This window comes from Stenotrophomonas maltophilia (assembly GCF_002799245.1).
Classification (GTDB): Bacteria; Pseudomonadota; Gammaproteobacteria; order Xanthomonadales; family Xanthomonadaceae; genus Stenotrophomonas; species Stenotrophomonas maltophilia_S.
Genome location: NZ_NEQV01000008.1, coordinates 1 through 22,594, shown reverse-complemented (window position 1 = coordinate 22,594; position 22,594 = coordinate 1). Strand labels below are relative to the sequence as shown.

General features: G+C 67.5%; 19 protein-coding genes and 1 pseudogene. 11 read left to right on the top strand and 9 right to left on the bottom strand.

Translation table 11 applies throughout. The annotated features are described in order from the left end of the window. Positions 1-51: 51 nt before the first annotated feature. The gene (locus B9Y64_RS19815) at positions 52-759 is read right to left on the bottom strand and encodes a helix-turn-helix transcriptional regulator (RefSeq protein WP_100442117.1); all 708 of its coding nucleotides are present in this window, start codon (positions 757-759) and stop codon (positions 52-54) included. Continuing rightward, on the bottom strand, positions 759-1,394 hold the full coding sequence (locus B9Y64_RS19810) for an NAD-dependent dehydratase (RefSeq protein WP_100442116.1): 636 nt from the start codon (positions 1,392-1,394) through the stop codon (positions 759-761). Before B9Y64_RS19810 ends, B9Y64_RS19815 begins: the two co-directional genes overlap by 1 nt. 105 nt (positions 1,395-1,499) lie before the next feature. On the opposite strand from B9Y64_RS19810, the gene B9Y64_RS19805 reads away from it, so the two are divergent. After that, complete coding sequence (locus B9Y64_RS19805; RefSeq protein WP_100442115.1) at positions 1,500-3,038, top strand: GGDEF domain-containing protein; 1,539 nt, start codon at positions 1,500-1,502, stop codon at positions 3,036-3,038. Between the two features lie 95 nt (positions 3,039-3,133). On the opposite strand, the gene B9Y64_RS19800 is transcribed toward B9Y64_RS19805, so the two are convergent. Further along, entirely contained in the window at positions 3,134-4,060 is a 927-nt protein-coding gene (locus tag B9Y64_RS19800) for a DUF808 domain-containing protein (protein ID WP_100442114.1), read from the bottom strand. 235 nt (positions 4,061-4,295) lie between these two features. Here B9Y64_RS19800 and B9Y64_RS19795 point away from each other — a divergent pair. Both B9Y64_RS19795 and B9Y64_RS19790 read left to right on the top strand, forming a co-directional pair. Next, positions 4,296-5,942 (top strand): annotated as a pseudogene (locus B9Y64_RS19795) (ABC1 kinase family protein); the annotation flags it as partial. 244 nt (positions 5,943-6,186) lie between these two features. Then, a complete protein-coding gene (locus B9Y64_RS19790; RefSeq protein WP_100442212.1) occupies positions 6,187-8,292 on the top strand; it encodes a phosphoglycerol transferase I in 2,106 nt (701 codons plus the stop codon). Positions 8,293-8,412: 120 nt separating this feature from the next. On the opposite strand, the gene B9Y64_RS19785 is transcribed toward B9Y64_RS19790, so the two are convergent. Beyond that, entirely contained in the window at positions 8,413-10,839 is a 2,427-nt protein-coding gene (locus tag B9Y64_RS19785; protein WP_100442112.1) for a DUF3772 domain-containing protein, read from the bottom strand. Between the two features lie 81 nt (positions 10,840-10,920). Further along, positions 10,921-11,169 carry a hypothetical protein gene (locus B9Y64_RS19780; RefSeq protein WP_006474562.1) on the bottom strand — a complete coding sequence of 83 codons (249 nt, stop codon included), beginning with the start codon at positions 11,167-11,169 and terminating at the stop codon, positions 10,921-10,923. Positions 11,170-11,351: 182 nt separating this feature from the next. Between B9Y64_RS19780 and B9Y64_RS19775 the strand changes: the two genes are divergently transcribed. The 3 genes from B9Y64_RS19775 to B9Y64_RS19765 all read left to right on the top strand — a co-directional run bounded on the left by B9Y64_RS19775 (position 11,352) and on the right by B9Y64_RS19765 (position 13,671). Continuing rightward, positions 11,352-11,846, top strand: a complete 495-nt coding sequence (locus B9Y64_RS19775) for a lipocalin family protein (protein ID WP_100442111.1) — start codon at positions 11,352-11,354, stop codon at positions 11,844-11,846. Between the two features lie 13 nt (positions 11,847-11,859). After that, positions 11,860-13,065: an NAD(P)/FAD-dependent oxidoreductase gene (locus B9Y64_RS19770; protein ID WP_100442110.1), complete on the top strand. Its 1,206-nt coding sequence runs from the start codon at positions 11,860-11,862 to the stop codon at positions 13,063-13,065. A gap of 126 nt (positions 13,066-13,191) precedes the next feature. After that, the gene (locus tag B9Y64_RS19765; RefSeq protein ID WP_014038776.1) at positions 13,192-13,671 is read left to right on the top strand and encodes a hypothetical protein; all 480 of its coding nucleotides are present in this window, start codon (positions 13,192-13,194) and stop codon (positions 13,669-13,671) included. A gap of 201 nt (positions 13,672-13,872) precedes the next feature. On the opposite strand, the gene B9Y64_RS19760 is transcribed toward B9Y64_RS19765, so the two are convergent. Beyond that, on the bottom strand, positions 13,873-14,307 hold the full coding sequence (locus tag B9Y64_RS19760; RefSeq protein ID WP_100442109.1) for a PepSY domain-containing protein: 435 nt from the start codon (positions 14,305-14,307) through the stop codon (positions 13,873-13,875). A gap of 152 nt (positions 14,308-14,459) precedes the next feature. Between B9Y64_RS19760 and B9Y64_RS19755 the strand changes: the two genes are divergently transcribed. From B9Y64_RS19755 to B9Y64_RS19745, 3 genes are read left to right on the top strand one after another with little or no spacing between them, the layout of a single operon-like run. Then, positions 14,460-14,750, top strand: a complete 291-nt coding sequence (locus B9Y64_RS19755; protein ID WP_100442108.1) for a PepSY domain-containing protein — start codon at positions 14,460-14,462, stop codon at positions 14,748-14,750. Next, a complete protein-coding gene (locus tag B9Y64_RS19750) occupies positions 14,750-15,409 on the top strand; it encodes a response regulator transcription factor (protein WP_100442107.1) in 660 nt (219 codons plus the stop codon). The genes B9Y64_RS19755 and B9Y64_RS19750 overlap by 1 nt, the downstream gene beginning before the upstream one ends. Next, positions 15,406-16,734: a sensor histidine kinase gene (locus B9Y64_RS19745; protein WP_100442106.1), complete on the top strand. Its 1,329-nt coding sequence runs from the start codon at positions 15,406-15,408 to the stop codon at positions 16,732-16,734. Before B9Y64_RS19750 ends, B9Y64_RS19745 begins: the two co-directional genes overlap by 4 nt. 133 nt (positions 16,735-16,867) lie before the next feature. On the opposite strand, the gene B9Y64_RS19740 is transcribed toward B9Y64_RS19745, so the two are convergent. Both B9Y64_RS19740 and speA read right to left on the bottom strand, forming a co-directional pair. Next, the gene (locus tag B9Y64_RS19740; RefSeq protein ID WP_049417052.1) at positions 16,868-17,188 is read right to left on the bottom strand and encodes a DUF6122 family protein; all 321 of its coding nucleotides are present in this window, start codon (positions 17,186-17,188) and stop codon (positions 16,868-16,870) included. Between the two features lie 44 nt (positions 17,189-17,232). Next, positions 17,233-19,122, bottom strand: coding sequence for an arginine decarboxylase (gene speA, locus B9Y64_RS19735; RefSeq protein WP_100442105.1), 1,890 nt, complete (start codon positions 19,120-19,122; stop codon positions 17,233-17,235). 190 nt (positions 19,123-19,312) lie between these two features. Between speA and speE the strand changes: the two genes are divergently transcribed. Then, entirely contained in the window at positions 19,313-20,164 is an 852-nt protein-coding gene (gene speE / locus B9Y64_RS19730) for a polyamine aminopropyltransferase (protein WP_049403786.1), read from the top strand. Between the two features lie 190 nt (positions 20,165-20,354). Here speE and B9Y64_RS19725 read toward each other — a convergent pair whose 3' ends face one another. Further along, complete coding sequence (locus B9Y64_RS19725; RefSeq protein WP_180866089.1) at positions 20,355-21,260, bottom strand: aspartyl/asparaginyl beta-hydroxylase domain-containing protein; 906 nt, start codon at positions 21,258-21,260, stop codon at positions 20,355-20,357. A 436-nt stretch (positions 21,261-21,696) separates the two neighbouring features. Between B9Y64_RS19725 and B9Y64_RS19720 the strand changes: the two genes are divergently transcribed. Continuing rightward, positions 21,697-22,356 carry an RIO1 family regulatory kinase/ATPase gene (locus tag B9Y64_RS19720; protein ID WP_100442103.1) on the top strand — a complete coding sequence of 220 codons (660 nt, stop codon included), beginning with the start codon at positions 21,697-21,699 and terminating at the stop codon, positions 22,354-22,356. The last annotated feature ends 238 nt before the right edge of the window (positions 22,357-22,594 follow it).

Below are 22,594 nucleotides of genomic sequence, written 5' to 3'. Positions count from 1 at the left end.
TCACGCCCGCAGCAGGAAACGAAGCGCGGAAGCAGGCGGACAAGCCCGACGCTACGAACGATCCAGCCAGTCCGGCGTGATGCCCTGTGCCTTCTGCCAGCGCCGCAGCAGGGTGGCGCGCGGCACCCGATAGTGATCCTGCAGCGCGCGCACCTGGCGGATGCGGTCCAGCCGGAAATGGCGGAAGTCCCCGCGGCTCTCGCACCACGCCGCCAGCATCGGCACTTCGTCGAAGTAGCCCAGCGCGAACGGCCAGACGATCCGCTCACTGCGCTGGCCCTGCGCATCCTCGTAACCGAACCGCAGGCGCTGCTGCGAACCCACGGCCTCACGCACGGCCTGCAGGCGTGCAGACGGCACCTTGGCCGCCGCCCGCGAAGGGCCGACACGCAGGCCGCTGTCACGTAACGCCTCGCGGCGGGCTGCAGGCAACACATGCGCGATACGTGCCAGGGCATCACGTGCCGCCTCAGCCAGTGCCGGCTCGGTGCGCGCCGCAACCCAGCGCAGGCCCAGCACCAGCGCGTCGATCTCGGCCGGTGGCAGGGTCATCGGCGGCAGGGTGTCGCTCGGCGCAAGCTGGTAGCCGACGCCGGCCTCACCACGCAGGTCGGCGCCCTGCTCGCGCAGCGTCTCGATATCGCGGTACAGCGTGCGCAGGCTGATGCCCAGCGCTTCGGCCAGCACCTGCCCGGCCACCGGCCGCCGATGGCGACGCAGCAGCTGCAGCAGCTGGGTCAGGCGCAGCGCACGCGACATCAGCCGACCAGCGCGCCTGAGGCCACCACCTGCTCACCCGGTTGCGGGGCCAGCGCCGCCTCGACCAGTGCCTTGGCGATTTCGCTGGCCGGGTTGATCCTCCACGCCCGCGGCAGTACCGGCCCCAGCGCGCCGAGCACCGCCAATGCGAAACGCTCGCCACGGCGCACCTCGGTGCGCTCGCCTCCGATCAGTCCCGGTCGAACCAGGGTCAACGAGGCGAAGTCCAACGCACGCAGGTCGCGCTCCAGCTCGCCCTTCACCCGGCTGTAGAAGATCGACGACTGCGGATCAGCGCCGGCTGCGGAATTCAGTACATAGGCCTGCGCACCCTGTACCTGTGCCAGGCGGGCGAACGCCAGCGGGTAATCGTGGTCGATACGATGGAAGGCCTCGCGGCTGCCGGCCTGGGCGATGGTGCTGCCCAGCGCGCAGATCACCGCGTCCACACGCGCCCAGCCGGCTTCGGCCGGCAACGCATCGAAGGCCAGCACCGGGTTCTCCAGCTTGGCATGGCGCAGGTCCAGTGGACGGCGGGCCGGGGCGATCACGGCGCTGCAGCGCGGGTCGTCCAGCAGCCTGCGCAGGGTCAACCCGCCGACCAGGCCGGTCGCCCCCAGCAACATCACGCGCATTAGCACCTCCACTGCGGCATCCTGTCGCCCATCCTAGCCGTTCAAGCCGTCGGCGGACGCGCCGATATGCTGGAACCAGTCCCTGCCAGCCCCAGGATTCGCTCCATGACGGACCAGCCCGACCACCGCCCTGCCCCCGGTACCGCCCTTGGGCCGCCGGCACGCGTGCGCGCGGTCGTGGACGACGGGCTGGGTGACCGCGTGGTGCTGCAGGGCGGCGGTGGCGTGGCGCTGCAGCAGCTGTTTGCCGGTGCCGATGCGCCGGAGCCGTTGCTGGCCGCGTTCGCCAACGGCATGGCCACCCTGCCCGGCGAACTCGGTGACATGGGCGACCGCCTGCAATCGGCGCAGGCCAGTGCCGATTGGCCACGCTACGGGCGCGCGATGCGGCAACTGATCGACAAGTACATCCGCACCATCGAACAGCATTCGCCGGACGGGCAGCCGGAAAGCCTGCGCCTGTCCGAGCAGCTGCGGCTGCTGCTGGGCGGCGCGGTGGTGGCCCTGCTGCAGCACGACCCCGATCTGCGCGAACAGGCGCAGGCACTGGCCATGCACCTGCGCCAGTGGCAGCCAGGCACCGCGCTGGAGCCGATCGAACAGGGCGTGCGCGAACTCGGCCACCAGGTCGGCGTGCGCGCCGAAAGCTGGCAGGAACAGCAGGCGTTGCTGCTGGAGCTGTTTGCGTTGCTGCTGGAGAACGTGAGCGAGCTGCTGGATGACCGCAGCTGGCTGCAGGGCCAGATTGCAGCGGTGCGCCAGTTGCTGGACGGCCCACTGGAAGCTGAAGCGGTCGAGCGCACCCGCGCCGAGCTGCGTGAAGTGATCTACAAGCAGGGCCTGCTGCGCCAGGGCATCGACGACTCGAAGGCGGCCATGCGCGGCTTGATGGGCGAGTTCATCGAACGCATGGATGGCATGGCCACCAGCACCGGTGAGTACCACGACCGTATCGGCAGCTACGCGCTGCAGCTGCGTGAAGCGCGCAGCATCGCCGACCTCAACCAGCTGCTGCAGGACGTGATGCGCGATACCGGCAAGGTGCAGCAGCAGGCCGCACAGGCGCGCGATCACCTCGCCAACGCGCGGCAGGAAGTGGAACGTGCAGAACAACGCATTGCCGAGCTGGAGCAGGAACTGCGTGCCGCCGGTGACCTGGCCCGCATCGACCCGCTGACCCAGGCGCTGAACCGCCGTGGCCTGGACGAACTGCTGCAACGCGAGCTGGCCCGCGCCGCACGCAACAGCTCACCGCTGGGCGTGGCAGTGATCGACCTTGATGATTTCCACCAGACCAACGATGCGCACGGCCACGCGGGTGGCGATGCGCTGCTGCAGCACCTGGTGTCCGTGTGCAAACTGCTGCTGCGCGCTACCGACGGCATCGCACGTCTGGGCGGCGACGAGTTCGTGCTGGTACTGCCGGAAACCCAGGCCGCCGACAGCATGGCCACCGTGCAGCGCCTGCAGCGTTCACTGGCGCACCGCGTGCTGACCGTGCAGGACCGGCGCGTGCCCGTGCATTTCAGCGCCGGGCTGGCGCAATGGCAGCCCGGCGACGATATCGAAACCCTGCTGCGGCGCGCCGATGACGCGCTGTATGCAGCCAAGCGGCAGGGCAAGAACCGGGTACAGGCGGGGTGATGATCCAACGTGCGGGCTCTGTAGCGCCCGAGCCCATGCTCGGGCGGCGGCGCGGAGCGCCGTAGAGCAGCCGAGCGTGGGCTCGGCTCTACAGATTACTTCCCGCGCAGCTTCTGGAAGCCGGTCACCGCCGCCAGCACGATGGCACCGGCGATGATCCCGACCACCATGTTGCCCGCTGCACTGACCAGCCAGCCCCACTGCCCCTCGCCGCCCAACGCCTGCACCGCGTGGTGCAGCGCCGGCACGTTGTGCACCAGGATGCCGCCGCCCACCAGGAACATGGCGATGGTGCCGGCCACTGACAGGAACTTCATCAGCCACGGCGCCGAAGCCACCAGGCCGCGACCGAAGGCGGCAATGGCACCGCCCTTGCGCGACAGGTACAGGCCGACGTCGTCGAGCTTGACGATGCCCGCCACCAGCCCGTACACGAACACCGTCATCGCCAGTGCCACCACAGCCAGGGTGATCACCTGGTTGGTGAACGGTGCGGTGGCGACCACGCCCAGGGTCAGCACGATTATCTCGGCCGAGAGGATGAAATCGGTGCGGATCGCACCCTTCACCTTGTCCTTCTCCCACGCCACCATGTCCACCTGCGCATCGGCCAGCGCCTTGCGACGCTCGGCCAGGCGCTCGGCATCGTCATCGGACGAATGCAGGTAGCGGTGCGCCAGCTTCTCCACGCCTTCGAAGCACAGGAAGGCACCACCGATCATCATCAGCGGCACGATCAGCGGCACGTTCCAGCCGCGGCTGTGCAGCCAGGCCTCCAGCGCGCTGATCGCCAGTGCCGCCGGCACCAGGATCACCTTGTTGACCAATGAACCCTTGGCCACCGCCCACACCACGGGCAGCTCGCGGTTGGCGTTGACCCCGGTGACCTGCTGCGCGTTCAACGCCAGATCGTCGCCCAACACGCCCGCGGTCTTCTTCGCCGCGACCTTGGTCAGCACCGAGACATCGTCGAGCAGGGAGGCGATATCGTCGAGCAGGGCGAACAGGCTGGCACCGGCCATGGGGCGTCCAAGAGAGGGAATGCGCCGATTCTGACCGATCCGCCGGTCCCTGCGGTAGCCGTGGGATTCACTGCATGCCTACCGCCCCCCGGCGACACTGCCAAATCCGGTCGTGCCAGCCGCTGGCCGGCAACCGCGCAGTGCCGGCCAACGCCCGGCACCGCCTGTCCTGGCCGCATGGGAGTTCCGCTTGAGCAACCCGCCCACCACCACTGGCAATCCTCCGCTGGTCACAGGCATGAACCGGCGCAGCCAGATCCTGCGCCTGCTGATGCGTTACCGCCATTCGGGCGTGTTCTCGGGCATGAACCTGGACGCCGCCAGCAATCAGGCCGACGTGCCCGCCGATGGCAATCCCGAACAGTTCGTCAGCGATCTGGAAGCCCTGGGCCCGACCTTCGTCAAACTGGGCCAGATGCTGTCCACCCGCCCGGACATGGTGCCGGTGGAGTTCGCCACGGCGCTGGAGCGCATGCAGGAAAAGGTGGCCGAGATCCCGGTCGAGCGCATCCATGCCATCGTCGAGCAGGAACTGGGCGCACCGGTGAACAAGCTGTTTGCCGCGTTCGATCCCGAGCCGCTGGGCTGTGCCTCCATCGCGCAGGTGCATCGCGCGGTGCTGCACGATGGCCGCCAGGTGGCGGTGAAGGTGCAGAAGCCGGAGGTGGCCGCGCAGCTGCGCTCGGACCTGGAAGCGCTGCGCAGCTTCGCGCTGGCCGCCGACCACCTGACCCAGGTGGGCCGCCGCGTGCGCCTGCGCGACTGGCTCAACGAGTTCGCCAAGACCCTGATGCAGGAGCTGGATTACCACGCCGAGGCCGAGAACCTGGCCCGGTTCGGCCGCCATCTCAAGCCGTTCCGGCGCCTGTGGATTCCGCAGCCGTTGTGGGATTACAGCAGCCAGCGCGTGCTGACCATGGAACTGGCCACCGGCGTGCGCGTGGACGCGATTCCCGATGTGCGCCGCACCGAGCAGTCGATGGACCCGCTGGCGGCGGCGCTGATCCGCGGCTACCTGGACCAGATCTTCGTGCATGGCGAGATCCATGCCGACCCGCATCCGGGCAACCTGCGGGTGATGCCCGATGGCCGGCTGGCGATCTTCGACCTGGGCATGGTCGCGCACATGCCGCCGCGCCTGCGCGAGCGGCTGCTGAAGATCCTGTTCGCCGCCGTTGACGGCCGTGGCGAAGAAGTGGCCGACGACCTGATCAGCATCAGCACGCGGCTGGAGGCCTTCGACGAAGAGCGCTACCTGCGCGAGACCGGCCAGCTGATCGCACGCTACGCTGCCAGCGGCAGCTTCTCCGAAGGCCGCGTGGTGCTGGACATGGTGCGCATCGCCACCGCCTGCGGCCTGCGCACACCGCCGGAACTGAGCCTGCTCGGCAAGGCCCTGCTCAACCTGGAAACCGTATGCCGGCTGCTGGCACCGGAGCTGGACACACGCCGCATCGTCGAGCGCCAGCTGCAGCACGTGATGCGCGCGCGCCTGAAGAAGTCGCTGTCTGCCGCCAACATCGCCAGCGAGGCGATGGAACTGCAGCAGTTGCTGCGCGATGGGCCGCGCAAGCTGTCGGACATCATGGCGCTGCTGGCCGAGAACCGCCTGCAGATGAAGGTGACCGGCCTGGAAGAATCGCGGCTGATGGAGAACCTGCAGAAGATCGCCAACCGCGTGGCGGCCGGCATCATCAGCGCGGCGCTGATCATGGCCGCCGCGATGATGATGAAGATCGACACCGGCTGGCACCTGTTCGGCTATCCACTCATCGCACTGGTATTGCTGTTGATCGGCGTGGTACTGGGCTTGGGCATCGTCACCAGTGCACTGCTGTTCGACCGCCGGGCACGGGCACGCGAGGAACGCGGGCACCGCTAGCGCATCGACGAAATACCGCGTATTCATGCGGTTTTTAATGCAATCCAACGAAGCCTTTCACGCTCGTTTTACCTTCTGGGCGCGATTGCGCGTGCGTCATTTCAACAAACATTTCAGTCAGGTTCGTGCATGCACTATCGGGTCATCGGCCTGTCATGTGAATGTGATTGCGGCAGCGTCGGTCGGATGGGCACGCGTCGGTACGACGTCCATCACCACCACCCCGTCACTGCCGAAGCTGCCTATGCTCTGGATACTGCTGCTGTCGTTGTTGCTGCTGTGCTGGTTGTTCCTCGCGTCCGACAGGTGGGTGTGGTGGAAGGCCGGTGCGTTCTCGCTGCTGCTGCTCACGCTCAGTGCCTGGTGGCTGATCGACAAACTGTCCGGCGACGGGCTCAACGCTGCCACGCTGTACCACCTGGGCGCCGACATGGAAGGTGCCGGTGTCTCCGACTTCAAGGGCTACATCGCCGGCTTCATCGTGCTGGCGCTGGTCTCGCTGCTGCCGTTGTTCGCCACACGGGTGAAGCGCTGGCGCCGGCCCGACCATGGTGGCACCTGGTTCGCCGGCTTCGCTGCCGTGTGGATCGCCACAATCATGATCAGCCCGCTGGCCCGCGACGGCCAACGCCTTTACCAGCAGCTTCGCCCGGTCGACTTCGCCCGCATCGCGCCCGAGTACCAGGTGCCGACACAACCGCTGCAGCGCCCGCGCAACATCGTATGGATCTACGGCGAAAGCCTGGAACGCACCTATCTGGACGAGGCCGTGTTTCCCGGCCTGATGCCCAACCTCAACCGCCTGGCGTCGGAGTCGCTGGATGTACGCGGCCTCGCCTCGGCCGAGGGCAGCGGCTGGACCATCGCCGGCCTGGTGTCATCGATGTGCGGCGTGCCGCTGACCACCTCGCAGGGCGATGAGAACAGCATGGACCGCATGGGCAGCTTCCTGCCCAAGGCGGTGTGCCTGGGCGACTACCTGAAGCAGCAGGGCTACACCAACCATTACCTGGGCGGCGCCAACGGCCAGTTTGCCGGCAAGGGCCAGTTCCTGGCCAGCCACGGCTTCGACGAAGTGCACGACCTGGCATGGTTCAAGCAGCAGAAGAAGATCGGCCGCATCCACTACTCGGCCTGGGGCGTGCACGACGATGTGCTGCTGGATACCGCCTATCAACGCTTCGAGCAGCTCTCGCGCGCCGGTTCGCCGTTCATGCTGACCACGCTGACCATGGACACCCACCATCCGGCGGGCCACCTGCCGGTGTCATGCAAGGGCGAGCGCTACCAGAGCGGGTACGGCAACATCGGGCTGCTGAATGCACTCAAGTGCACCGACCGCCTGATCTCGCAGCTGGTCGAGCGCATCCAGGCCAGTCCGTATGGCAAGGACACGCTGATCGTGATCGCCTCCGACCATCTGGCGATGCCCAACGACCTCAGCCACATACTGGCCAAGCAGAAGCGCGAGAACCTGCTGCTGTTCCTCGGCGACGGCATTGCTCCGCAGCAGCTCAGTGCCGAGGCCGGCACCACCCTGGATTCGGGTGCGACCCTGCTCAGCCTGCTGGACCCGAACCTGAAGACGATGGGCTTTGGCCGTTCGCTGATCGATGCCCAGCGCGCGCCCAGCGCCAGCGTGGCAAACCAGCGCGATGGCGGCCGCGATTACCCGCAGTACCTGGCGTTCGCCCGTTCGCTGTGGCTGGGCGAACCGACCCGCGAACTGAAGATCGATGGCGATGACCAGGTGGTGGTCGGCCTGCAGCACGTGCAGCCCCCGGTACTGCTGGAGTACGACAAGGACTGGGGGTTGAAGTCGGTGTATCTGGAAAACACTTCGCGGCAGTTCGATGACGCCGATCCGGACAACACCCTGGCCTACGTCGACCGCTGCACTGCATTCGAGGATGGCTCGGCCGACGGCGACTGGTGCGCCCTGCTCGTCAACCGCGACAACGGCATCAAGCTCTACCGCGACAACGACCTGCGCGGCGGCATTGCGGTGGATGCACCGCTGGATGCGCTCCAGGGCCCGCGCCCGAGCGTGCGCCAGGCGCACATGATCACCCAGAAGGGACGCCGCACCCGTGCCGGCCAGTACATGCTGCAGCTGGTGGCGAGCACGCGCCCGGATCGTGGTTTCTGGATCGAAGCGGTGTCCTCGCAGCGCAAGGTGGTACTGGCCCAGCAGTGGGTACAGCCCGATGCCAACGGCAAGATCAACGTGTCGTTCGGGCTGGACCACGAAGTGGATGATCTGGAGATCCGTGCGTGGTTGAACCACGCCGAGAAGCTGGCGGTGGATACGTTCGCACTGGTGCCTTCGCGCAGTAGACCGCGAGGGTAGATCCACGCCATGCGTGGATAACCTCGCCGCACGGGGTCAGATCCGTTTTCCCCCGGAAAACGGATCTGACCCCGGATTGATGCCGATATCTGACAGGCTTCATCCACGCATGGCGTGGATCTACTGCGGATCGCGGGTGATGTGGATGTCGGTCGGGGTCGACAGCGGAATGTTCCGCTCGGCCAGGATCTGCAGCAGGCTGAAGTACAGATCGCTGCGGGTGGCGTAGACCTGCCGCGGGCTGGCCACGTACGCGAAGCTGTTGATGGTGATCTGGCCACCGGCAATGCTGTCGATGTAGACCGTCGGTGCCGGCTGCTTCAGCACGTTCGTGTGCGCCGTGTACGCATCCAGCAGCGCCTGGCGCAGGTTGCCGACATCGGTGCTGGGCGGCACCGCGAACTGGATCTGGATGCGGCCCTGGTTGTTGCCCATCGTCATGTTGCGCACTGTCTTGGTGACCAGCTCGGAGTTGGGCACGATCAACGTCGACTTGTCGCCCACCTGGATCTCGGTGGAACGCAGGCTGATGCGGCGGATGTCGCCCTCCTGGTCACCCAGCTTCACCCAGTCGCCGATCTTCACCGGGCGCTCGGCCAGCAGGATCAGGCCGGAGACGAAGTTCTGGGTGATCACCTGCAGGCCGAAACCGATACCCACGGACAGCGCGCTGACCAGCAATGCCAGCTTGCTCAACTGCAGGCCCATGGCCGACAGCGCCCAGATCACCGCGATGATGATGCCCACATAGCGGGCAACCGTACTGACCGAGTTGCGTGCGCCCAGGTCCAGCTCGGTCTTGGGCAGGTAGGTGTCGGTCAGCCAGCGCTGCACCAGCTGGGTGATCGCCAGGCCGGCCAGCAGCACCAGCACCGCCAGCACGATGCGCACCGGTTCCAGCTTCGTTCCACCGACATCGAACCCGGAGGTGAACAGCGAGAAGAAGCGCTCCACCACCGCGCCGATGTTGCCGAACGGCGCCACCAGCGCCAGCAGTGCCAGCAGCACGACAATCGTGCGCAGCGCCGCCGACAGCAGCACGCCGGCCTGCTCCAGCCGCGACACGCTCAGGCCGGTGCTGAGCAGGATGGTCTGGCCGACCTTGCTGTCAGCGTTGAGTATCCAGGTGCTCAGGTCGTCGACGAACTTGAACAGCAGGGTCGCGGCCAGCACCACGATGCTGCCGCCGATCAGCTGCTGGTTCACGAACTTGGCGAAATTCAGGTAGCCCAGCAACGTGGCAATGATGGCCGCCACCACGGCGATGTTGCCCGCTACCCGTGCCAGCACCAGCCAGCTGCTGCGGCGCACCGGCGTGCTCGCACCGAGGCCATCGGCCTGTGCTTCCAGCTTGGCCTCGGCCTCGGCGGTCTGCCGGCGGTGCAGGCGCGCCAGGGTCACCAGCATGGCCATGATCAGGCCGAGGTAGGTCAGCGCAATCAGGCCGTCCAGCGCCACCGTGGTGACATCGCTGGTGCGCGTGGCCTGGTCGAGGGCCACCAGCACCGTGCTCAGCCAGGCCAGCGCCGCCGCGCCCCAGGCGTATTTGCGCAGTTTCAGCGCGGCGGTGTCGTCCAGGTTCAACAGGCGCCACGACGGGCGCTTGGGCACCAGCAGGCAGGCGCTGAGTGCGGCAATGAAGGCGGCGCGGAAGGTGGCGGTCTCCAGGCCGTCGGCCACCACCTGCAGGCGCGGCGCGATCGCGTCGACGGCGTCCAGCGCCGCCATCAGCACCACCACGGCATAACCGGGCAGCAGCGTGCCCACCAGCAGCAGCCACATGGCCAGGCCGGAACGGCGCAGGCGGCCATCGGGTGCACGATCGGACGCGGCGAACTGCCGCCCCATCCGGCGCAGCCACAGCCGCAGCGGGAACATCATCGCCAGCGCGGCCACCAGGCCCAGCAGCGGCGTGCCCCAGCCATTGGCACGGATGCCAGCGACCAGCGCGTCGCGCCCCTGCCCGGCCAACGGCGCAACGCGTGCGATATCGATCGGCAGGCGCTCGGCCACCTTGCTCCACAGCGCCGGAGACAGCGGCGAGGCGACCTTCTGGCCCAGTTCTTCCGTGCGCTGCGCGGTGCGCTGCTGCTCGATGTCCGCCGCCAGCTGCTGTGCACGCACGGCACTGGCCTTGGCCTGCACCACCGAAGCAGCCAGGCCGTCGCGCTGTTTGGTGAGGGTGCGCCGTTGCGCCGCCAGCTCCGGCGGTTCAGTGGTGCCCTCTGCCGGCGTTCCCAGCTGCGCCAGCTGTTCGTTGAGTCGATCCAGCTGAGGCTGCAATGCCTTTTCCAGCGCCTCGGCGTCGCGCCGTGCCTGCGAGGCATTCTCGGACAGCATCGCCAGCGTCTCGGTGGCTTCCGCATCGCCACGCTTGCGCTCCACATCCTTCAGGCTGGAATCGATATCCGCCAGCTGCTGCTTCGGCGTGGGGTCCTCATCCTGCGCCAGCACCGGCGCGGACAGCAGGAAGGCGGTGCACAGCAGCAGGACCCACCAGGGCCCCCGTGCACGGATCGATCGCAGGAAAGAAGACAAGCCAGCCACACCGGTTCGCGCGGACCACCGCGCCTGCGCGCGACTATACGGCAGAGCCGGTAAAGGGCGGATGGGGGCGCGCCGCGGTACTCAGTACTTCAGGCGCAGCTCTTCCACCGTCGGCTGCTGCAGCGCATACCAGTCCTGGAACTCTTCCTCGGTGATCTCATCGGGCGCATACACCGCCACCGGGTGCCAGTCGTGGTCGGTCGGCAACGGCTGCCGCGGGCCGGCACGCAGGCTGTAGCTGACGCCCTCGTAGTCGACCAGGTCGTCGACCTGCGGCCACTGTTCGCGCGCGAACGCGGATTCACTCTTCAACAGGATCACCTGGTACATCGGCACCTCCACCTCGGTTGGATCAGGGAAACACGGCGCTGGCGGCAGGATACCGCCACGCCGGTGACAGCGGGCGCTCCGCCGCGGCGACGGAACGTTCTGGACACGGCCATCGCCCCGGCTTCACCCGCCCATGGCAAGGCCATCGGCATCGTGGAGGCCCACCCCTGCCACGATGAACGATGACCGAGCACCCGCCGCTGAAGACCGTCGCCGACCTCAAGCTGCCCCGCTACCTGGGCACCTGGTACGAGATCGCGCGCCTGCCGATGCGCCACGAGCCGGAGGGCTGCACCGACGTGTCGGCGCACTACACCCTGCTCGACAACGGCAACGTTGGCGTCACCAACCGCTGCCGCATGGACGGCGAGATCGAAGAGGCCAGTGGCGAGGCCTGCGCCGTCGACAACGACAGCGCCCGCCTTGAGGTGAGTTTCCTGCCCAAGGGCCTGCGCTGGCTGCCGTTCGCCAAGGGTGACTACTGGGTGATCCAGGTTGCCCCGGACTACAGCGTCTCGCTGGTCGGCAGCCCGGATCGAAAGTACCTGTGGCTGTTGGCGCGCGAGCCACGCCTGGACGCGACCGTGCAGGACCATTATCTGGCGGCGGCCCGCCTGCAGGGCTTCGATCTGTCCGAACTGATCCAGACCCCGCACACCGGCCGGCCCACGGCCTGAGCTGCCCGCCGCTATGGACCTGAAAAGCGGTTACCCGTGGTGGGCGGTACGCAACGGCCTGATCCATGCGTTCCCGCCGCTGCAGCAGGACCTGCGCTGCGACGTACTGGTGGTGGGCGGCGGCATCACCGGCGCGCTGATCGCCGACGAGCTGTCCCGGCATGGCCATGGCGTGGCGGTGATCGAGCAGCGCGACATCGGCTGGGGCAGCACTGCGGCCAGCACCGCCCTGCTGCAGTACGAGATCGATACGCATCTGCTGGAACTGGCCCAGCGCTATGGCGAGGACGCCGCTCTGGCCTACCGCGCGTGTGCCGAAGCGATCCCGGCCCTGGGCGACGTGGCACGCGGGTTGAAGGACGTGGATTTCCAGCGCATGGACAGCCTGTACCTGGCCAGCCGCCGTCGCGACGTGCCGCGCCTGATGGCGGAAGGGGCCGCGCGCCGTGACATTGGGCTGGACGCCCGCTGGCTGGACCGGCGGGCGCTGCGCGAGCGCTTCGACGTGGACGCCGGCGGCGCGCTGCTCACGCGCCAGGCCGCGCGGGTCGATCCCTACCGCCTGACCTATGCGCTGCTGCAACGCGTGCGTCGACGTGGCAACCCGGTGCACGACCGCACGGTGCTGCACACGCTCACACCCACCGCGCGGGGCGTGAGCGCCCTCACCGAGGGCGGCGCCACGATCCACGCCCGCCACGTGGTGCTGGCGATGGGCTATGCCAACCAGAAGTGGCTGCAGCAGCGGGTTGCCCGTAACCGAAGCAGCTACGCCTTCATCACCGATCCCATCGATGCGGAGCTGCTGGGCCGCCTGCAGCGCACGATGGTGTGGGAAAGTGCGCGCCCGTACCTGTACCTGCGCGCGACCGGCGACCGTCGCCTGCTGGTGGGCGGGCTGGACGATGCCATCGACATCCCGGCCCGCCGCGACCGGCGCGTGCACCGCAAGGCCGGCCAGTTAATGGACCAGCTGCTGCACTGGTTCCCCCGGCTGAACCCGGTGCCCGCCTTCTCCTGGGCCGGTACCTTCGCCGAGACGGCAGACGGCCTGCCGTTCTTCGGCCCGCACGACCAGTGGGGGCCACGGGTGCACTTCGCCATGGCCTACGGCGGCAACGGCATCACCTATTCGATGATCGGCGCCCAGCTGCTGCGGGCCCGGATCGAGCGGCGCAGGCATGCGCTGGAGGGGCTGTTCGGGTTCGGCCGGTTGTAGCGCGCGGCCCGGAATGGCCCGGCTCTACCCCAATCGGGCGCCGACAGGCATCATTCAAGCAACCCCTGCTAGCGTCGGCCTGTACCGCCGCGTGTTGCGCGGCCACCTGCCCGCTGGAGCGCCGTCATGATCCGCCCCCTGACCCTGCTGCTGTGCCTGGCCCTGCCGGGAACCGTGCTGGCCCAGTCCGCCGCTGGCGCCACCGCGCCGCAGGCCGCTGGCCTGGACCTGACGCTGCCGCAGGCGCCGATGCGCTACCTCAACGACCCGGCCCTGCAGCAGGACCCGCCCGGCACCTATTACGGTGACAAGAGCGGCCCGCGCGTGCACGACGACGCCAAGATCGCCGACGTGACCGACGACAAGGTCAAGGTGTCCGGCAGCTTCACCACCGGCATCGGCTATTCGAAGAACGGCGGCAACAGCCACTACAACGCGGCCACACTGAACCTGAGCAAGAACTACACCACCGATGAAGGCAAGACCCACGGGGTCAACCTCAACATCCATGTGAGTGAAGGCAAGGGCCCGGGCTTCTTCGGCCCGTATGGCGGCTACTACGGCCGCGGCCCGGGCTGGGATTACCCGCCGCCGTACGGCTGGTAAGCCGCGCGCGGGATGCGGGCCGACCGAGGTCGGCCACTACCGCTGCATGTGCCGGTAGGTGTCGACCTTGGTCGACACACTTCTTCCGCGCGGGCCGACCAAGGTTGGCATCCACCGCTGCATGTGCCGGTGGGTGTCGACCTTGGTCGACACCCCTCTTCCGCGGGCCGACCAAGGTTGGCATCCACCGGGGATCTGGCGTCAATCCAGCCAGCCGTCGCGCTCGCTGTGCAGGATGCGGCCGTCGTAGCCGCTCAGGCGCACCTCCACCTTCTGGTTGCGGGTGTTGCGCGCTTCCAGCGACCAGGTCGCACCATCACGTTCCAGCGAATGGATCTCGCGCAGGCCATGCGACTGCGCCCGTGCCAGCACCTGCTCGGTGGTCAGCAGCGCGCGGCCGCTGTGCTCATCGAAGATCTCGCCGGTCTTCGGGTCCACGTAGACCTCGCTGAAGCGGCCATCGGCGCGGCTCACGTCAGCCTCCCACAGGCCGTCATCGCGTTCGATCTCGTGGATCTGGGTGTAACCGGCCTTGCGCAGCGCCTGCTCGACCTGGGCCATGCCCAGCGGAGCAGCCTGTGCGGCCGGTGCGATGGCCAGCAGAGCAACGGCGGCGAGGGTGAGCGACTTCAACATGGGGGTTCTCCTGTTCGTGTTCGTGGCCGGACCATCCCGGCAACGCCACCATGCATGGCCCGGTTAACAGCGCCTTAGCCGTGGCTGTTAGCCCGTTGTTAGTCACCTCCTCCACACTCGCGCCTGTTCCCCTCTTTTACTTGCGCACCCGCATGCTCTCCACCCTGCCCCTGCTGCTGGCCCTGGCCAACGCCCCGATCGCCGCCGCGCCCGCGCAGGACCCGGCGCAGCAGGTTGCACGCCGCGCCGTGCAGCAGGGCCGCTACGTGCCGCTGGAAAGCGTGGTACGCGATGCACTCAAGCGCTACCCGGGCCAGCTGCTGGAAGTGGAGCTGGACGACGGCGTCTACGAAGTGGAGATCCTGCGCGGCGACGGCGTGGTGGTGGAGCTGGACTATGATGCGCGCAGCGGAAAGCTGCTGAAGACGGAGCTCGACGACTGATGCGCATCCTGTTGGCCGAAGACGATGCCGCACTGGCACAGCGCCTGGTTCCCCTGCTGGAACAGGCCGGTTATGTCGTGGCGTTGGTCGCCGACGGTCGCCAGGCCGAAGAGATCGGCCAGGTCGAAGACCTGCAGGCCGCCATCGTCGACCTCGGCCTGCCCGGACTGGATGGGCTGAGCGTGATCGAGCGCTGGCGTGGCAACGGCCGCGGGTTTCCGGTGCTGGTACTGACCGCACGCGGGCGCTGGCACGACAAGCTGGCCGGCTTCGACGCCGGTGCCGACGATTACCTCACCAAACCCTTCCAGGCCGACGAACTGGTGCTGCGCCTGCGCGCCCTGATCCGCCGCAGCCATGGCCACGCCAGCCCGCGCCTGCATTGCGGCCCGCTGCAACTGGACGTCAACGCCGGCCGCTTTGAACTGGACGGGCAGGCGCTGCCCCTCAGCCCGCAGGAGTTCCGCCTGCTCAGCTATTTCATCCACCACAGTGGGCAGGTGATCGGCCGCGACCGCCTGGGCGAACAGGTGTTCGACGGTGGCCATGACCCGGACTCCAACGCACTGGACGTGCTGCTCGGGCGGGTGCGCCGCAAGCTCGGCACCGACCTGATCCAGACCGTGCGCGGCCAGGGCTGGCGGCTGGCCGCGCCATGAACCGGCAGCCGTCGCTGCGGCGCCGCCTGCTGCTGGCCGGCGGCATCGGCCTGCTGCTGGTCTCACTGCTGGCCAGTGCGCTGCTGGGCGAGCTGTTCAAGCGCAGCGCGCGCGATCGCTTCGACCACGAACTGCAGCAGGACATGCTGACCCTGCTGGCACAGGCCGAAGTGGATGCGGACGGACAGCTGCGCCTGCGCCAGGAACCCAATGACGCGCGCTTCCAGCGCGTGTTCTCCGGTGCCTATTGGCAGATCGCCGGTGCCGATGGCCGCGTGCTGCTGCAGTCGCGCTCGCTGTGGGATGAAACCCTGCCGGCGCCGGCTGCCGGGCCGTCCACGCGCAATCTGGCCGGACCACTGCAGCAATCCCTGCGTGCGCGTGTGCAGCAGGTCCGCCTGCCACGCGCCAGCGAACCATTCGTGGCCGTGGTCGCCACCGACCGCAGCGCGCTGGATGCGGATGTTGCCGCATTCCGCAAACGTACCGTCATCGCCCTGGGCGTGCTGGTCGCGGCGTGGCTGGCGGTGCTGGCCAGCCAGGTACACTTCGGCCTGCGCCCGCTGCATCGCCTCGGTGCGCAGCTGGAACGGATACGGCGCGGCGATGCGCAGCGCATCGACACGCAGGGGCTGGGCGCGGAAGTCGCGCCACTGGGTGAAGAACTCAACGCGCTGCTGGACCACCAGCAACGCATGGTCGCGCGGGCGCGCACCAGCGCGCAGGATCTGGCGCATGCGCTGAAGACCCCGCTGAGCGTATTGGCCACCGAGGCTGACGGCGACGGCACGCACTGGCGTGCCACGGTGCGCGAGCAGAGTGCCCGCATGCAGGCCAGTGTCGACCGTTACCTGGCTGCGGGGTTGGCCGCAGACCATCGCCAGCGGACCCTCGTGGCAGTCGTCGCACAGGCGATGTGCCGGCTGATGGCACGCGTGCATGGCGAGCGTGGCATCACGTTCACAGCCGCAGGCATCGATCCGGCGCTGCAGTTCGCCGGTGCCGGCGCGGATCTGGAAGAGATGCTGGGCAACCTGCTGGACAATGCCGGGCGGTGGGCACAGCAGCAGGTTCACGTCAGTGCGGAAGTCAACGAAGGCCAGTTGCGCATCGAAGTACGCGACGACGGCCCCGGCCTGGCTGCAGACGCGCTGGAACGGGTCACCCAGCGCGGCGTGCGGCTGGATGAGCGCGAAGGCAGCAGTGGATTGGGCCTGGCGATCGTAGGGGATATCGCCGCCAGTTATGGTGGGCGCGTGGCGTTGGAGAATGCGCAGCCCGGCCTGCGTGCGACGTTGTGGTTGCCGGGCACAACCCAGCGGTAGGTGCCGACCAGGGTCGGCAGCTACCAGGGCCGGTCACCGTACACCCGGTAGGTGTCGACCTGGGTCGACACGCATTCCCCAGCGCCAACCAAGGTCGGCAGCTACCAGAGCGGGGCCCTTCGCAAGGCCTCCATCAACGGTGATGCATCCACCAGCAATCAATCGCGTCCAGCACGATGTGGATGATCAGACCGATACCCACCAGCCGCGTCTTCTTCGGCACGCACAGCCCTGCATAGACCGCGATGGCCGGCGCGGTGTGCAGCGGATGGAAACCGATGCTGCAGCGGTTCGGCGCGTAGATCGGATCGGCCAGCAGGTGGTCCAGATCGATGATCCAGCCCAGCAGCATCAGCAGCCACGCCGAGGCGAAGCGCTTGCGCCAGAACAGCCATGCCAGCAGGGCTGGCACGGCGGCATGCAGGAACAGGTGGAAGATCGCGCGGGCGCTCATCGGGACCGGTAGCGCCGGGCCTATGCCCGGCGTTCCCGTTTACCTCAGACCAGCGGTTCGTCGGACAGGTAGGTGTAACCGGTCAGGCCGGCTTCCAGCGCCTCCGACAGCTCCTGCGCGCGTTCCGGCGACAGCTGCGCCTCGGCCACGCGCTGCGCATAGGTGGCGCGCAGCTCGTCCAGGCGGTAACCCACGTAATCCAGCATCACGTCGGTGGTGTCGCCACGGCGCTGCTGGGTGATGGCATAGCCATCGGCATCGGCCAGCACTTCCACCGCGTCGGTATCACCGAACAGGTTGTGGATGTCGCCCAGGATTTCCTGGTAGGCGCCGACCATGAAGAACCCGATGCGGTAGCTCTCGCCCGGCTTCATCTGGTGCAGCGGCAGCGAGCTGTCCAGGCTCTCGTTCTCGACATAGGTTTCCACCATGCCGTCCGAGTCGCAGGTCATGTCGGCGATGATGCCGCGACGGTCCGGGGTTTCGTCCAGGCGCTCGATCGGCACGATCGGGAACACCTGGTCGATCGCCCACACGTCCGGGATCGATTCGAACACGCTGAAGTTGACGAAGTACTTGTCGACCAGGCGCTCGTTCAGTTCGTCCAGCACCGGGCGATGGCTCTTCTCGTCGTAGCTCAGGCGTGCACGCACGCCATGGGCGATGGCGTAGAACAGATCGTCGATGCGCGCACGCTGCGGCAGGTCGATCTGGCCCAGCGCATAGCTGGCCAGGCCTTCGGCGTGGAAATGCTGGGCTTCCTGGAACAGTTCCACCGCCGGGCGCACGTCCAGCTCGTCGTGGATCTCGCGCAGGTGGCGGATCGCCGCCGGTTCGTCGTCGTGCTGGTCCGGCACGCGGCCTTCCTGTGCCTCTTCCACTTCCGACACGTTGGCGATCAGTACCGCGTGGTGCGCGGTCATCGCGCGGCCGCACTCGGTGACGATGCGCGGCGGGGTCAGGCCGAATTCTTCGCAGGCATTGGCCAGCGGCTGCACGATGTTGCTGGCGTAGGAATGCAGGCCGTAGTTGATCGAGCAGAAGCTGCGCGAACGGGTGCCTTCATAGTCTACGCCCAGGCCACCACCCACATCGACGTGGGTGATCTTCGCGCCCAGGCGCGACAGCTCCACGAAATAGCGGGTGGCTTCGCGCATGCCGTTGGCGATGTCGCGCACGTTGGAGATCTGCGAACCCATGTGGAAGTGCAGCAGGTTCAGGCAGTCGGCGTACTCGGTGTCACGCAGCGACTTCCACAGGTCCAGCAGCTGGCGCGGCGACAGGCCGAACTTGGCCTTGTCGCCACCGCTGTTCTGCCACTTGCCGGCGCCCAGCGAGGCCAGGCGCATGCGCACGCCCAGGCCCGGCTTCACGTCCAGGGCCTTGGACTCTTCCAGCACCAGCTTCAGCTCGGACGGCTTCTCGATGACAATGAAGGTCTGCAGGCCCAGCTTGCGGCCGATCAGGGCCAGGCGGATGTACTCGCGGTCCTTGTAGCCGTTGCAGACGATCAGGCCACCCGGGCGCGACAGCGCCAGCACGGCCATCAGCTCGGGCTTGCTGCCCGCTTCCAGGCCGAAGCCCTCGCCGTGGTGGCTGGCCAGGGTGCCGGCCACGCCGCGGGTCTGGTTGACCTTGATCGGGTACACGGCGGTGTAACCGCCGCTGTACTCCCAGTCCTGCTGGGCCTGGCCGAAGGCCGCCTGCAGCTTGCCCAGGCGCTGGCCGAGGATGTCCGGGAAGCGCACCAGCAGCGGCAGCTTGGCGCCGGCCGCGCGCGCAGCATCGACCACCTTGGGCAGCGACACCACCGGGCCATCCGCCCCGGTCGGTCTCACCACCATGTGCCCGGCCTGATCCACGTCGAAGTAACCGTCCGCCCAATGCGGGATCGAGTAGGTCTTGCGGGCTTGGTCGAGGGACCAATCGGTCATTTCAGTCGGCCTTGTTGGCAATAAAAGGGGGGGCATGATAACGCCTATATGCCCACAGGTTCGTTATCATGCGCGCCCGCGCCCGTGACAGGTTTCAACCTGAACAGGCCGATCCGTCCGGATGTGGCATCTGTGCCACGCGGCCCCGCCCGCCAGCCCGGCTTCACCCCTCCGAACAGGACTGTTTTCAATGACTGACAGCAACAACTGGTACATCGAACACTTCGAGCGCACCGGCTCGGCCATCGGCTACCGCATCACCGGCAAGCTGGACGAGGTGCAGTCGCCGTTCCAGAAGATCGAGATCTTCCAGACCACCGACTGGGGCAACCTGATGACCATCGACGGGGCCATCATGCTGACCAGCAAGGACAACTTCTTCTACCACGAGATGATCAGCCACCCGGTGCTGTTCACCCACGCCGCGCCCAAGCGCGTGGTGATCATCGGTGGCGGCGACTGCGGCACCCTGCGCGAAGTGCTCAAGCACAAGGGCGTGGAGAGCGTGACCCAGTGCGACATCGACGAGCAGGTCACGGTGATGGCGCGCAAGCACTTCCCGGAACTGTGCGACTCCAACGACGACGCCCGCGCCGAGCTGCTGTTCGACGACGGCGTGGCCTACATGGCCAACTGCCCGGCCGGCAGCGTGGACGTGGTGATCGTTGATTCGACCGACCCGGTCGGCCCCGGCGAAGGCCTGTTCAACAAGGCCTTCTACGAGAGCTGCTTCAAGGCCCTGAAGGACGACGGCATCCTGGTGCAGCAGTCCGAGTCGCCGCTGATGCAGCTGGACCTGATCAACGAAATGCGCACCGAGATGGGCAAGGCCGGCTTCGGTTCGTTCAAGACCCTGCCGTTCCCGCAGCCGTGCTACCCCACCGGCTGGTGGAGCGTGACCATGGCGCGCAAGGGCGACAGCAGCTTCGACTTCCGCCAGGCCGACTCGGCTGCCAAGACCTTCAACACCCTGTACTACACCGCCGCGCTGCACACCGGCGTGCTGGTGACCCCGCCGTTCGTGCAGGCAGCATTGAAGTAAGGCGTGCCGACCAACGGTCGGCACCCATCCAATGAAAAACCCGCGCTGGCAACAGCGCGGGTTTTTGCTTTCTGTAGAGCCGAGCCCATGCTCGGCTGCTTCTGCGCGAAATGCAGCCGAGCATGGGCTCGGCTCTACAGCATCCCCCGCGAAGTCCGCCAGCGCCGGGCCATGCCCGGCGGCGGTTCGATCAAAGCGCCCAGATCCCCGCGATCACCGCCACCACCAGGCCCCACTTGATCAGCTGGTAGGCCACCACGCTGCGCTCGCGCAGTGCCTTGGCCTTCAGGCGCACCTTGTAGACGCTGCCGAACGCCTTGTTGACGCCACCGGTCGGGTCACCCGGCAGGTTCGGCGATGCACCGCCGGCCAGCAGCGTGGCCGCCACCGCGCGGTTGAACAGGCCCGGCAGGCCGAAGCGCAGCGGGCGGGCGATGTCGCAGAACAGGATCACCCGGTCATCCGGCGTCTCGTTGTGCGCGTGGTGGATGTAGGTCTCGTCGAACATCATCCACTCGCCATCGCGCCAGCTCTTCTTGATGCCGTCCACTTCGATGTAGCAGCCGTCATTGTTGGGCGTGGCCAGGCCCAGGTGCAGGCGCAGCGAACCGGCGAACGGGTCGCGGTGCGGGCGCAGTTCGCTGCCCGACGGCAGCTGCGCGAACATCGCCGCACGCACGTCCGGCAGCGACTCCAGCAACGCCGTGGTCTTCGGGCACATCGCCTTGGCCGACGGGTGCGACGGGCCATACCACTTCAGGTAGAAGCGCTTCCAGCCACGGCGGAAGAACGAGTTGAAGCCGGCATCGTTGAACGTGCTGGAGGCGGCGATCTTCTGCGCGTCGCGCAGCGCCAGCGCCTCGTCGCGGATCATCTGCCAGTTCTGGCGCAGCGGCTCCAGCTGCGGGAACTCCTTGGCCGGATCCAGGAACGGCGTGGTCGGCACCTTCGAGAACATGTACATGACCACGTTGATCGGGGCCATGAAACTGGAATGGTCCAGCAGCTGGCGCGACCAGCGCGCGCGGACCTTGCCACGGAAGTGGATGTACAGCACGCAGGCCACGAACAGCGCTGCAAGGACGATCTTGATAATCAAAGCACTTTCCTCCAGCCGCGGCCGGAACGGGAAACGGGGCGATGCACGGCCTGGCGGCCAGCACCGGTGGGGAACGCGGCAGGGGACGGGGACGTGCCGGAGGGGGGCGGCCGCCGATGTCGCGGGTTAACAGCTTATGGTCGGCAGGGCGTGCGCCGGGGTCAAGCCGGACGTGCGCCGCGTTCAGCGCGGCGCAGATGAATGGGCCGAAAGAGCACCCAACCCCTTGATCCAGCAAGGTGATCCTTATAAGTGAGACATAATTGTCCGATTCTGCGTGACGAACTGTTCCAGTCACGACCCCGACATTTCTCCGACAAATCGTGGAATAGCGAACTGGCGAGTACTAAAATTAACGAAAACTTAGTAACTCCCTGTAACACCGGTTCGCTTGACGCTTTGCGCCACCCACCGGGTCGTCCGAGACCCCGACATGTATCTTCCTGCTCTGCCCCCCTCCTCCTGCGGCGATGACGCCGCCTCCCCGCTGCTGCTCAAGCGCGGCGAGCGTTTCCTGGCCCCCGACGTCTACCGCACCTGCCTGGACGGGCGCGAGGCGGTCATCAAGGATTACTCCCGCTACCGCGGCACCCCCGTTTCGCTGATCGCGCGGCTGATGGTGCGCCGCGAAGCCCGCATGCTGCAGCGCCTCGGCGGCTGGAAGCACGCACCCGCGCTGCTCGGCACGCTGGGTGGCCTGGCGCTGGGCATGGAGTTCATTCCCGGCCAGACGCTCAGCAGCGCACAGGCCGTGGGCAATGAAGTGTTCGAGCAGCTGCAGCACGCGCTCAGCCGCCTGCATGCCGCCGGCATCACCCACAACGACCTGCATGGCACCAACGTAGTCGTCAGCGGTGGCGTACCGGTGCTGCTGGACTTCACCTCGGCCTGGCGCGCCCCGCGCTGGCTGCGGCGCGGCCCGCTGAGCCGGCAGATGCGCCGCAGCGACATGAAGAATCTGCTGAAGATCCGCCAGCGCGTGACCGGCCAGGCGCCGAGTGCCGCGCAGGTCGCACTGGTGGCCGACCCGGGCTGGGTCGCCGCCGTGCGCCAGGGCTGGAAGCGGTTCTACAAATGGGCCAAGCGGCGCTGAGCGCTTCGCTCGGGTAGGGGTCGAGCTTGCTCGACCGCCTTGCCGCTCCGTGTAGAGCCGAGCCCACGCTCGGCTGCTCTTCCCGGATGGCGCGAAAGGCAGCCGAGCATGGGCTTGTATGTTCCTCCCGGCTCCTACGAGGTATGTAGGAGCCAGGGTGGAGGGACCGTCAACATGATATCTGCGGGTACCAGCCGACAGACGAGCCGAGCGATCCCCATCCCGCACCTTAACGTCG